Annotated in this window: 12 protein-coding genes; 7 read left to right on the top strand and 5 right to left on the bottom strand. The window is 44.0% G+C overall.

Going from position 1 to position 12570, the window contains the following annotated elements; all coding sequences use genetic code 11:
- Positions 1 to 4: 4 nt before the first annotated feature.
- Both Q0C11_RS00350 and Q0C11_RS00345 read left to right on the top strand, forming a co-directional pair.
- Entirely contained in the window at positions 5 to 1513 is a 1509-nt protein-coding gene (locus Q0C11_RS00350; RefSeq protein ID WP_293004729.1) for a NuoM family protein, read from the top strand.
- Positions 1491 to 2894 (top strand): NADH-quinone oxidoreductase subunit N, encoded by a 1404-nt coding sequence (locus Q0C11_RS00345; RefSeq protein WP_293004727.1) that lies wholly within the window; start codon positions 1491 to 1493, stop codon positions 2892 to 2894. Before Q0C11_RS00350 ends, Q0C11_RS00345 begins: the two co-directional genes overlap by 23 nt.
- 16 nt (positions 2895 to 2910) lie before the next feature.
- On the opposite strand, the gene Q0C11_RS00340 is transcribed toward Q0C11_RS00345, so the two are convergent.
- Together Q0C11_RS00340 and Q0C11_RS00335 are read right to left on the bottom strand one after the other, a co-directional pair.
- On the bottom strand, positions 2911 to 3288 hold the full coding sequence (locus tag Q0C11_RS00340; protein WP_293004725.1) for a hypothetical protein: 378 nt from the start codon (positions 3286 to 3288) through the stop codon (positions 2911 to 2913).
- Positions 3289 to 3387: 99 nt separating this feature from the next.
- The gene (locus tag Q0C11_RS00335) at positions 3388 to 4638 is read right to left on the bottom strand and encodes a hypothetical protein (RefSeq protein ID WP_293004724.1); all 1251 of its coding nucleotides are present in this window, start codon (positions 4636 to 4638) and stop codon (positions 3388 to 3390) included.
- Positions 4639 to 4894: 256 nt separating this feature from the next.
- On the opposite strand from Q0C11_RS00335, the gene sucC reads away from it, so the two are divergent.
- From sucC to Q0C11_RS00310, 5 genes are all read left to right on the top strand, one after another.
- Entirely contained in the window at positions 4895 to 6055 is a 1161-nt protein-coding gene (gene sucC / locus Q0C11_RS00330; protein ID WP_293004722.1) for an ADP-forming succinate--CoA ligase subunit beta, read from the top strand.
- Between the two features lie 50 nt (positions 6056 to 6105).
- Positions 6106 to 6981: a succinate--CoA ligase subunit alpha gene (sucD, locus tag Q0C11_RS00325; protein ID WP_293004720.1), complete on the top strand. Its 876-nt coding sequence runs from the start codon at positions 6106 to 6108 to the stop codon at positions 6979 to 6981.
- Positions 6982 to 7014: 33 nt separating this feature from the next.
- The gene (locus tag Q0C11_RS00320) at positions 7015 to 7323 is read left to right on the top strand and encodes a hypothetical protein (protein ID WP_293004718.1); all 309 of its coding nucleotides are present in this window, start codon (positions 7015 to 7017) and stop codon (positions 7321 to 7323) included.
- Positions 7324 to 7386: 63 nt separating this feature from the next.
- Entirely contained in the window at positions 7387 to 8793 is a 1407-nt protein-coding gene (gene dacB, locus Q0C11_RS00315; RefSeq protein ID WP_293004716.1) for a D-alanyl-D-alanine carboxypeptidase/D-alanyl-D-alanine-endopeptidase, read from the top strand.
- Between the two features lie 128 nt (positions 8794 to 8921).
- Positions 8922 to 9512 (top strand): CBS domain-containing protein, encoded by a 591-nt coding sequence (locus Q0C11_RS00310; RefSeq protein ID WP_293004714.1) that lies wholly within the window; start codon positions 8922 to 8924, stop codon positions 9510 to 9512.
- Between the two features lie 60 nt (positions 9513 to 9572).
- Here the strand turns inward: Q0C11_RS00310 and Q0C11_RS00305 are convergent, their stop codons facing one another.
- From Q0C11_RS00305 to Q0C11_RS00295, 3 genes are read right to left on the bottom strand one after another with little or no spacing between them, the layout of a single operon-like run.
- Positions 9573 to 10493: a sulfotransferase domain-containing protein gene (locus Q0C11_RS00305; protein ID WP_293004712.1), complete on the bottom strand. Its 921-nt coding sequence runs from the start codon at positions 10491 to 10493 to the stop codon at positions 9573 to 9575.
- A 60-nt stretch (positions 10494 to 10553) separates the two neighbouring features.
- Entirely contained in the window at positions 10554 to 11333 is a 780-nt protein-coding gene (locus tag Q0C11_RS00300; RefSeq protein WP_293004710.1) for a WecB/TagA/CpsF family glycosyltransferase, read from the bottom strand.
- A gap of 36 nt (positions 11334 to 11369) precedes the next feature.
- Positions 11370 to 12494: a glycosyltransferase gene (locus Q0C11_RS00295; protein ID WP_293004708.1), complete on the bottom strand. Its 1125-nt coding sequence runs from the start codon at positions 12492 to 12494 to the stop codon at positions 11370 to 11372.
- Positions 12495 to 12570: the final 76 nt, after the last annotated feature.

The following is a 12570-nucleotide window of genomic DNA, read 5'->3' as shown; positions in this document are numbered from 1 at the left end:
TACTATGTATTGGTTAAGCGTTTTAATATTTCTGCCTTTGTCAGGAGCGCTCGTAGTTGGGCTGACAGGCCGATTTTCTGCAGCCTCTGTTCGCTGGATTGCACTGGCCATTACCGTTGCCGAGCTATTGATTGCACTGGGTCTTTGGTGGAGCGCAAGCCCTGATTCAAATGGCTACCTGTATATAGTCCAAGCTCCCTGGATTCCGATAATGGGTATTCAGTTTCTGCTGGGCATGGATGGCCTCAGCCTGTTGCTGGTACTACTGACTGCACTACTTGTCCCGATAGCGATACTGGTGTCATGGAACTCAATTCGCCATAACTGGCCTACTTTTGCCGCACTAGTACTCACAACCCAAGCCGGCATCATGGGCGTCTTTCTAGCATTGGACCTAATATTGTTCTACGTATTCTGGGAGCTCATGCTGGTGCCGATGTATTTTCTGATCGCATTATGGGGCCATGAACGACGGCTCTACGCCGCCTACAAATTCTTTCTTTTTACGGTTACCGGCTCTTTATTGATGCTGGTGGCTATTCTGGGATTATATTTTATTCATGGCGAACAAACCGGCATTTACACATTCAATTACTTTGAGCTACTGCACACCAATCTACCTGGCAATACCGGAATGTGGTTAATGCTCGGATTTTTCGTAGCATTCGCTGTAAAAATTCCACTCTTCCCCATCCACAGTTGGTTACCTGACGCCCATACAGAAGCTCCAACAGCAGGCAGTATCATTCTCGCTGGCCTGTTACTGAAAACAGGTGCCTATGGCCTGTTACGTTTTTGCTTGCCGCTTTTCCCCGAAGCTTCTGTAGATTTTGCGCCATTTGCTATGGTTTTGGGTGTTATCGGAATTCTCTACGGCGCCTTACTGGCTCTGGTGCAAGAAGACATGAAACGCCTGATCGCCTATTCTTCTATCAGTCATCTCGGTTTTGTCGTATTTGGCATCTATGCCTGGAATCAGGAAGGCTTGCACGGCGCTATGCTTCTGATGCTTGCTCACGGCGTGACAACAAGCGCAATGTTTGCCATTATTGGTATGCTGGAAGAACGAGTCGACACCCGCCTGCTGCCCTGTATGGGCGGTCTGCTGGCACCCATGCCACGCATGGGTGCTATGCTGCTGCTTTTCACACTCTCAGCCATGGGCATGCCGGGTTTAGCCAATTTTGTCGGTGAATTTCTGGTTCTTGCCGGTGTATACCAAGTTTCAGCCGGACTTGCCATAGCAGGCGCCATGGGCGTTGTTGCAAGCGCTATTTATTTGCTATGGATGTACCAACGCGCCATGTTGGGTGAATTAAGTAGCGAACACGCATGGAGCGATCTTGATCACCGCGAAATGCTGATACTTGGGTTACTGGCAATCACTGTGCTTTGGCTCGGGCTGTACCCGGCTCCTTTCTTGAATTATTTGCAAGTTCCTGCAAGCGTTATTATCGAATTAAATACTGCAACATTGGTAGGAATAGAAGATGCACTCCGCAGATCTGATTAGCCTGGCACCTTTCATTGTACTCATATTGGGCGGGCTGACGGTACTGGCGCTAGGTATTTGGCCGCAGCATGTCTCTACGCGAACCTTAGCGACGGTTTCGGCGATGTTTCTATTGCTTGGGGCTGCAACCACTGTGCTCTGGGAAACACCGCAAACGGTGAACAACATGCTGATCATTGACAATTTAGGACGACTGTTTGCTCAGTTTTTTATGTTTGGTGCTGTAGCCATCATAATTCTCTCTTTTAACTATGCACCCACCAAGAATGAAGTGCGAGAAGAATATTTGAGCCTGATCCTATTTGCAACTTTGGGAATGACTTTGCTCGTGACCTCGCATAACCTTGTTACGGCATTTGTTGGACTAGAAATCCTGGCTGTGCCACTTTTTGCATTAGTCGCTTGGAAGCCTACGAGAAGTGGTGCAATTGAAGGTGGCGTGAAATATGCCATACTTGCTGGTTTTGCAGCTGCTTTTTTTCTATATGGAATCACTATAGCTTATGCCAGTACTGGCACACTGAATCTGGCAGCGCTGGGTTCGATAACTACCGACAATTATTTACTGATAGTCGCTGCAACCCTGATCCTGGTTGGCGTTGGATTCAAACTCGCGCTGGTGCCTTTTCATATGTGGGCGCCTGACATTTACCAGGCCGCGCCCGCTCCGATAACGGCACTATTCGCTAGCATTGCAAAGGTGGCAGTATTGGTGTTTCTGATCCGGTTATTGTGCTTACAACTACAAAATATATGGGAAGCTTTACTGCCATTATTAGGGATTCTTGCCGTAGTCACTATGATAGTTGGTAATTTACTAGCACTGTATCAGCAGAATTTGAAAAGATTACTAGCCTATTCGTCCATCGCCCATCTCGGCTATATTCTGGTTGCGCTGTCAGCAGGGAATTCCCTGGGCCGTGACGCTGCTATTTACTATGCTTTAACCTATGCACTGATGAATCTGTGTATTTTTGCTGTTGTAGCTGCATTTTCTCGCCCCGACCAGGATCGCCAAAATTTGGAAGAATATCGTGGACTGGGACGACGTCACCCTACACTGGGTATAGCCATAGGGATATGTTTGCTGGCTCTCGCAGGCCTTCCTCCAACAGCAGGATTTATTGCCAAACTACTCGCCTTTGGCGCCGCGATCAAGGCTGGTTACCTTATACTTGCAGTCATAGCGGTGATCAATACGGCACTCTCTTTTTATTATTACTTACGTATCCTAATTGTATTTTATGGAGAAAAATCTACAAAACAGGATGTCATTCATCTTTCCCAAGGAACATTATCCATCGTGATTATTAGCAGTCTACTTATCATCGGATTGGGTATTTTTCCCGGATGGATACTGGATCTCATTGAAACTCTTTGAGTGGGTTGTGCTTCGATTATTTTTGCCACAGTAGATTAATAGACAAAACAATAACCATAAAACAAATAATCCAAAAAACAATAGGAGCCGCGCCTCCCTTAAATTTAAGGCCACCTATTTCAAATTCCATTGGTCCTGTCGATATTCGCAAAATCAGTGTGACAAAAAGCGAGCCGAGACCAGCCATAGGTAATCCAATTAATACCGGGAACTGCTCTTTAACCATATTTTTCCAGTAATCACCTGGTGTATTATGAAAATTGGTCAGCTTATACAGCATGAATGCTCCAAAACAGGTCAAGATAACTACCACAACCCAACTTATAAAGATTCGCAAGCGTGCACTTTGTGATTCATCCGTCGTAACTTCTAAGTTTTTTTGCTCTTCACTCATATATTTTTCTCGCTTTATCACTCTTAAACAAAATGTTATTTTAAGTCAATATGGTGAAGCCCATGATCTAATTTTATCGGATACAAGTTTTCAATAATATCAGGATGGTTGCGGAGGCACTTTTATCCATTCACCGGAGCATTGCTTAACATACGGATAATATCCTTCCGGATTACGACAATAGTACCAATAATTATTTCTTTGCACAGTGGCTGGCCGAGGCGCAGTATTTTGCTGAACATATATTGGTCTTTGCATTACTGGCGCAGTGACAACGCCTACTGGATAACCACCTAATGGGTAATAACTTTCAAATCGCCGATGAGGGCCAAACGCATAATTATTATAGAAGCGGCTGCTTCCCCAAGTATTGTAGAAACCAAAGCTATTAAAGGGTGCAAAACCAGCATAACCAATCCCCCAACCAGGACCCCAACCCCAGCCTGGCCCCCAGCCCCAACTTGGGCCGAATCCCCAGCCTAATCCCAATCCTAGACCAAATCCCAAACCAAATCCATCGAAATGGTGATGATGTCCATGGTGGTGATCAGAATTATGATGGTTTGCAGTATTTTGATCTGTCTGTACGTTGTTTTGTATATTCACATTCTGAGTGTTGGAGCTATCCTGATTTGTTCCGTCAACTTGAGCCGATGGGTCGGTTCCCGTTGAATCATTATTCTCAGTGGTTTGATTATCTGGAGCCTCGGTATTTTGTGAAACAGCGCTGTCTTGAGCAACTTCGTTGCCAGAGTCAGAATTATTGTCATTAATTGCGTTCTGGGCAGTAGGGTCAGCTTGATTAACATCATCGCCTTGAGCAGATGTTCCAATTTCGCTCGATTCATCGGGAGTCGCCAAGTTATCTTGGAAAGATCCTGGTGCAATCTCATTACCTTGCGCGGCGTCAATATTTATGTCAGCATCATTACTCACACCAAAATCATCCGTTTGATTAAAGTCGTTTTCTGAGTTTAAATCATCGGCAAAATCGATACTTTCTTGTTGATCCAACGCATTATCTGGATAAAATGCATCGTCTTGCCCAAAATCACCTTGATCATAACTCTCTTCGAAACCACTACTCTGATCATAGTAATCTCCAGAATCAAAACCACCATCATCAAAATTGTCATAGCCTCCACTATCGTAGCCTCCGTCATAACCCCCTCCGTCGAAGTCTCCACCATCGTAGCCACTATCGAAACCTCCTCCATCATAACCACCGTCGAAGCCACCTCCATCACCCCCCCCCCCGTCAAAGCCTCCGCCATCTTCAGCTCCTACAGGGCTTATTAAAAAGACGCTGCATAGCGCAATTGCTATACATGTGATTTTAAATTTTTTCATATATCCCCCGCCTTTTGATTTCCCATTTATAGCTATATTAGCTGTGTTAGTCTGAACAAATACTGAATAAAGCTTTGGGTTTTTTATTATGGTGATTCACTACCTTAGTAGTTAGCGGGACAGTCAGTAAGCTCGTCAAAAGTGACATAAATAAATGCGTATTATTATTCGTGAGATAGTGAAATCGAATCATTATTGATGATTAGGTTATACTTCGAATCTTGATATTCTAAATCATTCCGATGAGGACATGCCCATGAAGATTCACGAGTACCAAGCCAAAGAAATTTTACGCAAATATAATGTGATCACACCAAAGGGTGTCGCCTGTTTCAGTGTTAACGAGGCGGTACAAGCTGCGCAGCAATTAGGTGGTAATGTGTGGGCAGTAAAGGCACAGATTTATGCCGGTGGGCGCGGGAAGGGTGGTGGAGTAAAAGTAGCCAAGTCATTGGATGAGGTACGTCAGCATGCGAGCGAAATTCTGAATATGCGCCTAATAACTCACCAGACTGGCCCGGAAGGACAAATAGTCCATCGACTTTTTATCGAGCAGGGTATACAAATAGAAAAAGAATTCTATGTCGGCATGGTGGTGGATCGCGGCCAACAACGCGTTTGTTTGATGGCAAGTTCGGAAGGTGGCATGGAAATTGAAAAAGTTGCAGTTGAAGCACCCGAGAAAATTCATAAAGTGTTTATTGATCCAATCACGGGTTTAAGTCAACAGCAGGCTGAAGAAGTTGCGCAAAAAATTGGTATCCCTAAGCAAAGTTTGCCAGGTGCTGTTACCTTATTGCAAGGCTTATATCAAGCATTTGATGAGACTGATGCATCATTGTTGGAAATCAATCCATTGGCACTGGCTTCAGAGCAGCAGGTAATGGCACTCGATGCCAAAATGAATTTTGATGAAAACGCACTGTTTCGTCATCCCGAGATCGTCGCATTGCGTGATTTGGATGAAGAAGACCCAGTGGAGATTGAAGCATCGAAACACGAATTATCCTATATTCCTTTGGACGGTAATATTGGCTGCCTGGTAAATGGTGCAGGCTTGGCAATGGCGACAATGGATATCATCAAACTATATGGTGGCAATCCCGCCAATTTTCTCGATGTTGGCGGTGGGGCAACGGCGGAAAAGGTAACTGAAGCGTTTAAGCTGATGCTGCGCAATTCTAAGCTACAAGGAATTCTGGTTAATATTTTTGGCGGCATTATGAAATGTGATGTAATTGCGCAAGGTATAGTAGCAGCCGCTCGTGATGTGCAGCTCAAGGTGCCATTGGTGGTACGGTTGGAAGGTACCAATGTTGATCTTGGAAAGAAAATTCTGGCGGATTCCGGGCTGAAAATCATTTCTGCAGATAACATGGCTGATGCGGCGCAAAAAGCGGTTAATGCAGCCAAGTAAGCTAACTTATCAATGTCAATGCTAGTCATCATATAAGGAATCCTTTTGCTATGTCCATTCTGATCAATCACAACAGTCGTGTAATGACACAAGGTATTACCGGTAAAACCGGCCAATTTCATACGCGCATGTGCCGCGACTATGCCAACGGCAAAGCATGCTTCGTCGCAGGCGTGAATCCTCGCAAGCCTGGCGAGAATTTCGAAGGTATACCGGTTTATGCAACCGTCAAAGAAGCCAAGCAACAAACCGGTGCCAATGTTTCAGTGATTTATGTGCCCCCCCCTTTCGCTGCGGCAGCGATAGATGAAGCAGTTGAAGCTGAATTGGATCTCGTGATTTGCATTACCGAAGGCATTCCGGTGCGCGATATGATCCTTACTCGCTACAAAATGCAAGGCAAGAAAACTCGATTGATTGGCCCAAATTGTCCGGGAATTATTACACCGGATGAGGTAAAAATAGGGATTATGCCGGGATATATTCATAAAAAAGGCCGGATTGGTGTGGTTTCACGTTCGGGTACATTGACATATGAGGCAGTAGCACAATTGATGTCGCTGGGACTTGGGCAATCCACCTGCATCGGTATTGGTGGTGATCCGGTGAATGGCTTAAAACACCTGGATATACTGCAAATGTTCAATGATGATGACGAAACAGATGCCGTACTGATGGTGGGTGAGATCGGCGGCACGGATGAAGAGGACTGCGCACGTTGGGTGAAAGATCATATGCATAAACCCGTAGTCGGATTTATTGCTGGTGTGACAGCACCGCCCGGCAAACGCATGGGGCATGCCGGCGCTATTATTTCCGGTGGCAAGGGAACAGCTCAAGAGAAGCTTGAAGTAATGGAATCGTGCGGAATCAGAGTCACACGCAATCCAGCCGAGATGGGAAAATTATTGAAATCAGTTTTGTAACTTGCTACTTAGAAATTATTGAAGGTATTTACTATGCGTTATCGTTTACCACTTTTTATCATTCTAACTGTGCTCATTATTTCTGCCTGCAGCGGAATTTCCACCAAACAACCGTTTCCCGCAAAAAAACCTGAGCGGCCAGCAGGTCCTTTACCCGACAGTACTAAGCCCAAATATAACCTGACAGGTTATCCGGTGAGCACTCAGCAAGGTTATATCGATGGTTGTGAAACCGCTAAAAGAACAAGCTGGGCCTTTAAAGACCTGAATCGATATGACACGGAGGAGCAATATCGCATGGGATGGGATGATGGATTTTCCCTGTGCAAAGACACAAAGTAATCGTTCTGAAAGCGAAGTATTAAAATGACCAGGATTTGCTTATATCTTGGTTTTTTAATTGGAATGACTGCTACATTAGCGGCTCCAATATTTGCCAATGAATTACCTTTTGTAGTTAAACAAAAACTACAACAGCTAACCATCCCGGAAACGATGGTAGGCGTATATGTCCATGAAATTGGCGCAAGCCAGCCAGTGCTCACAATCAATGCGGATTCAGGCATGAATCCGGCTTCGGTAATGAAGTTGTTGACCACGTATGCCGGACTGGAATTGTTGGGCCCGGCGTATGCCTGGCAAACTAAGCTTTATGCCAATGGGAAAATTACCGATGGCATTCTATATGGCGACCTAATCATAAAAGGTTATGGTGATCCCAAACTGAACCTGGAAAATTTCTGGCTGCTGATCTACCGCTTGCGTCAAACCGGATTGTTTGAAATTAAAGGCAACCTGATTCTGGATCATTCGTATTATGAGATTCCTCATGAGGATCCAGGTGAGTTTGACGGACAACCCCATCGTACCTACAACGTGCTGCCAGAAGCATTTCTGGTCAATTACCGTGCATCTACGCTCCACTTGTTTCCGCAACCTGAAAAGAATTCTGTACGTGTCGTGATTGACCCTGTCCCAGAATCTTTGCAAATACAAAATAATCTAAAGCTCACCCAAGACAAATGCGGCATTTGGCAAAATTCTCTTACGATTGAAGCAATTGCGGATAAAAGAAACAAAAATAATTTTACGATTGTTCTGAATGGTAGTTTTTCCCGGCATTGTGGAAAACAATCGTATATGTTGAGTCTGCATGACAGTACTATTTATACCCGTGATTTGTTCAAACACTTGTGGACACAGCAAGGTGGCATATTTGATGGTAATGCCATCCGGGGTCAAACACCGCAATACCTATTACCGCTCAAAATTTATCATTCACCACCGTTGTCAGATATTGTCCGTGGTATCAATAAATTCAGTAATAATATTGCAGCACGTCAATTGTATTTAGCGTTGGGCACAGGTAATTCGGTATTTGATAGCTCACCAGCCACTTTGGCTAAATCGGACGCAGCAGTCAGAAGATGGTTAGCCAGCAAGCAATTGAATTTTCCGGAACTAATGATTGAGAATGGTTCAGGGTTATCGCGCACGGAACGAATCAGCGCCCGGCATATGGGGCAACTATTGCTTGCCGCTTTCAATAGTCCGGTGATGCCGGAATTCATCGCCTCCTTGCCGATTGCTGCGGTAGATGGAACTCTGAAAAATCGTTTTACTGATACTCCGATTAAGGGATTAGCACATATGAAAACCGGCACATTGAATAACGTGCGTGCGTTGGCAGGGTATTTGATTGACGAGATGGGACGACGCGTTGTCATAGTCTTTTTTATTAATCATGATCAAGCCGAACAATCCCATGCCATCATGGATACGTTGGTGCAATGGGTTTATCGCCGAAAGTAGGTATATCCCTGATAGAATTATTACTATTGATTGAAAATTATTTTCGGCGTAAAGTGCGTTTTCAAGATCGATGATCTATTTTGAAATCAGGTGATTCCCTTCCAACCCAAGATTGAGGAGTGCACAAAATGATGAATGAATATAAGCCTCTCGCGGTACAGTATCTTATAGGCACAGTGCAAGTTTCCCAACCCGTATCCCCTAATCCAGTAACGTTTAAATCTCCCGCAATTGAAGTGATGACTGATTTGCGCACAATACAAGCAGCCGTCATATCTCCTTATATTACAATGCAAATAGCCAACACTTACATGATGCAACGTGGTGTGCGCACGCTTTTGGTGATAGATGACAGCGATTCTCTGGCAGGAATTATCACGGCAACCGATATTCTGGGTGAGAAACCTATGCGTTTTATCCAAGAAAGGGGCGTAAAACACAGCGAAATTATAGTGATGGATATGATGACGCCGTTGAATAAGTTGGAAGCCATTCCATTGGAAGAAGTGATGCATGCCAGAGTTGGCAATATAGTCGCAAGTTTGCGCGAGAGCGATCGCTTGCATGCGTTAGTAATCGACGACCCCACCATCGGGCCACCTAGGATATGCGGTATTTTCTCCTGGACTCAAATTGAGAAACAGCTTGGTACAGTTATTCCACAGAATAATGTAGCGAGGAGTTTTGCGGAAATTGAATCATCATTAATTGCACACTAGATAGAAGAAAACAAGCCAGCCAGTAAGTTTCGTTTCTGCTGGTTTGTTTTACTAAGTGGATCAAATATTCCAAGGTATATTTTTTGTTTTAATAAGCGTCTGAAGTGCCACAATACTGGGCAAGTAATATTGTTTTAAACGATCACGGCTTTCATCGGAAATTTCATCATATCCTTCTCTTGCTTGGTTAATTTTTTTATATAAATTTACCATAAACTGCTTTAATTCAGGTCGCTGCCGCAGAAATCGTTCAGACTTTGTATTAAAGTAGACCGCGATCTTATGCAACCATTTCAACTTACTTTCGTAAGTAACATTAATTCGTCTAAAATTATATCCATTGAAAAAGTCTGGGGAAATCTCTAAGAACTGACACAGTTCCCGCATGAAACCGTCAATATCCTGAGCCATATCTTCAAAAAACATAATCTTGATCTGATTTTCCGGAAATAGCTGATAATAATATTCCAAGTAGTCAACATACCGACCAAAACTGATGATCTTTAAATACCATTCTTTAATGCCCAATTCAGCGGGTTTTTCTTGACCGGAGTCATACGCAATACACTTATCAATATACTCCTCAAAGCTTATATTAGGATCAAGATTCAGTTTCCCAACATGAAAATTGAATGAGGAGTATATCCGATCAATGGGGTTTCGTAATATGAACAGAAGCTTGGTTTCCGGCACCAATGCATGGATACGAGCTGCTACTTCTGCACCACTACCTAGATATCCCGGTGAAGCTTCCATCAAAATCTGAATTTCAGGAGAGCAACGCTCAAAATAACTGGCGTAATTAGCAGTATCTTTTTTGGGATCACCTGTATATAAATTACGAAAAAAATCTGTTTCCTTGACTGCTGAACCGCAAACCGATGGATGCGTGCTTAGATACGTAAATATCGACGTTGTACCAGCCTTCTCTGTACCCGCGATAATAAAGCTAGCCAAATTAATAGTAGAAATCGCTTTCATAAATTTAAAACAACCTTATTTTTTCAAGAATATTCTTAATCACATCGAATTCCATTCCTCCTACTTCTTACCATCAAGCAGAGCAGCTTCTTGTAGGTTTTTCTGACCCTTTAAACACCGCCATAATGTTCGAATGATAAATACCGGATTGCCTACGACATATCGCACAAACATCCTTCTTGGTTCCATCATATACCGGAATAACCATTCGAGACCAAGACGACGCATCCACTGCGGCGCACGTGGCATCGCACCTGAATAAAAATCAAATAAGGCGCCCACACCAAGGACTACAGCCACATTAAGTTTGTTTACATGGCGTGCGATCCACAATTCCTGCATGGGCACCCCCATCGCCACAAACAGAATTTCCGCTCCGCTACGATTGATAGCATCGATAATATCGTCTTCAGTATCTTGCTTAAAGTAGCCATCATGAATCCAAGCAACATCTAATTTAGGAGATTGAATTTTCATTTTCTCTGCGCAACGTTCTGCGACTCCTGGGCGAGCACCCAATAAAGCTAGTTTGACACCAGCTGCCGCAGCATCATGGCAGATTACCGGAAATAAATCGGTGCCATTGACATTGTCTTTTAGGGAGAAACCAGCTAATCTGGCAGCTAAACGCATACCACTGCCGTCCGCAAATAGCGTTGCCCCATCTTGCAATACAGAGAGGTAGTCAATATCTACCGCAGCAATATTAATGCAGTGTGCATTGACGAAATATATTATTTTACGCTGCACACCTGAACGAGCATCATTAACTATGTTTGCGCTGGCGTCAGCTAATGTCGTATCTTCTATTTTCAGTCCGAACAAAGGAATTTGATTCATGTGCTATCTCATGCCTTATGAATTGCACCCAATGATTTAATGGTGTGCAGGATCCAGGATCACATCATAAACACGTGCTACACCTTTAGCCATGCTGTAATCAGAAAAATTGGCTGTCTGTAACTGGTAAGCATCTTCTCGCATGGCACGCCAGTCATATTTATTATCAATTAACTCAGCTATAACATCGGCCAGCTGCTTTACATCACCAGCTGGCACCACCAAGCCGGATTTACCATGTCCTAATACTTCAGGAATACCTTCCACATCAGATGCTACTACCGGCACCCCTGTTGCCATTGCTTCTAGAATTACCATGGGCATACCTTCCCCAAAAAGACTCGGCAAAACAAGAATATCCATTTTAGTAAATTCGGCATTGACATTCTGAGCAAATCCAACCCAATCGATCATATCCCCTACTCCGAGCCTATCAGCCATCGCTTTAATAGTTTTCTCATATTCCACAGTCTCAAATGGACCTACTGCACGCAATCTTACAGGACGACCTGACTGGCGTAAGCTTGCTAACGCCTGTATCAGAACTTCCATACCTTTGCGCGGCCGAAACAATGCCACGCTACCAATTACCCATTCTGGTCCAGGTGCGTCTCGCACAGGCAGCGCATCAGGTGTGACGACTCCATTAGCGACCATCGCAATTCGTTTCTCTGACCAACCATGTTTTTTCAAATAAAATTCCAGGCTTTTTGATACTGGAATTAATCGCGAGACTCCCACCAAACTCAGTTGCTCGATCAATGAATTCATGCGATTACGCCATACACTTTCGGTATCTCGTGTCGTGGGGCTATGTACATGATGCACCAATGGCACGCCAGATAACCACGCTGCTACGCGGCCAATCAGTGCGGCGCGAGGAGTGTGTGTATGCAACAAGGAATAATTACCTTGCTTTACGATCCTTGCAATCTCCCACGCCGGCACCAAGTCAAATTTCGATTTCATGAATGTCTCAAAGATTGGTACAGTGGAATTCCGGCAAGCAGAAAATTTTCCCGGCTTTATGCAAGCAAATCCCATCTCATAACCAAAATCTGGTAGACGCATTGCCAATATATCCTGCACTCGTTCAGCACCAGAGAAAAACTCGCCGTTGATAACATGCATAATCTTTGTGTTCTCGTAGTTTTTAGACATATCCGAAACAATTAAAAGGATTAGAGAAAACGATCAAATAGAACATTTTTGGCCCATACACTATCGCTAAATTGAC

The sequence above is a fragment of the Nitrosomonas sp. genome, assembly GCF_022842015.1.
Taxonomy (GTDB): domain Bacteria; phylum Pseudomonadota; class Gammaproteobacteria; order Burkholderiales; family Nitrosomonadaceae; genus Nitrosomonas.
The sequence above is the reverse complement of the archived record's forward strand: the minus strand, read 5'-3'. Positions and strand labels throughout refer to the sequence as shown.

Bases quoted from the DNA above. Each gene is read 5' to 3' on its own strand.
- Q0C11_RS00350 (WP_293004729.1), top strand. From the start codon at position 5: ATGTATTGGTTAAGCGTTTTAATATTTCTGCCTTTGTCAGGAGCGCTC.
- Q0C11_RS00345 (WP_293004727.1), top strand. From the start codon at position 1,491: ATGCACTCCGCAGATCTGATTAGCCTGGCACCTTTCATTGTACTCATA.
- Q0C11_RS00340 (WP_293004725.1), bottom strand. From the start codon at position 3,288: ATGAGTGAAGAGCAAAAAAACTTAGAAGTTACGACGGATGAATCACAA.
- Q0C11_RS00335 (WP_293004724.1), bottom strand. From the start codon at position 4,638: ATGAAAAAATTTAAAATCACATGTATAGCAATTGCGCTATGCAGCGTC.
- sucC (WP_293004722.1), top strand. From the start codon at position 4,895: ATGAAGATTCACGAGTACCAAGCCAAAGAAATTTTACGCAAATATAAT.
- sucD (WP_293004720.1), top strand. From the start codon at position 6,106: ATGTCCATTCTGATCAATCACAACAGTCGTGTAATGACACAAGGTATT.
- Q0C11_RS00320 (WP_293004718.1), top strand. From the start codon at position 7,015: ATGCGTTATCGTTTACCACTTTTTATCATTCTAACTGTGCTCATTATT.
- dacB (WP_293004716.1), top strand. From the start codon at position 7,387: ATGACTGCTACATTAGCGGCTCCAATATTTGCCAATGAATTACCTTTT.
- Q0C11_RS00310 (WP_293004714.1), top strand. From the start codon at position 8,922: ATGATGAATGAATATAAGCCTCTCGCGGTACAGTATCTTATAGGCACA.
- Q0C11_RS00305 (WP_293004712.1), bottom strand. From the start codon at position 10,493: ATGAAAGCGATTTCTACTATTAATTTGGCTAGCTTTATTATCGCGGGT.
- Q0C11_RS00300 (WP_293004710.1), bottom strand. From the start codon at position 11,333: ATGAATCAAATTCCTTTGTTCGGACTGAAAATAGAAGATACGACATTA.
- Q0C11_RS00295 (WP_293004708.1), bottom strand. From the start codon at position 12,494: ATGTCTAAAAACTACGAGAACACAAAGATTATGCATGTTATCAACGGC.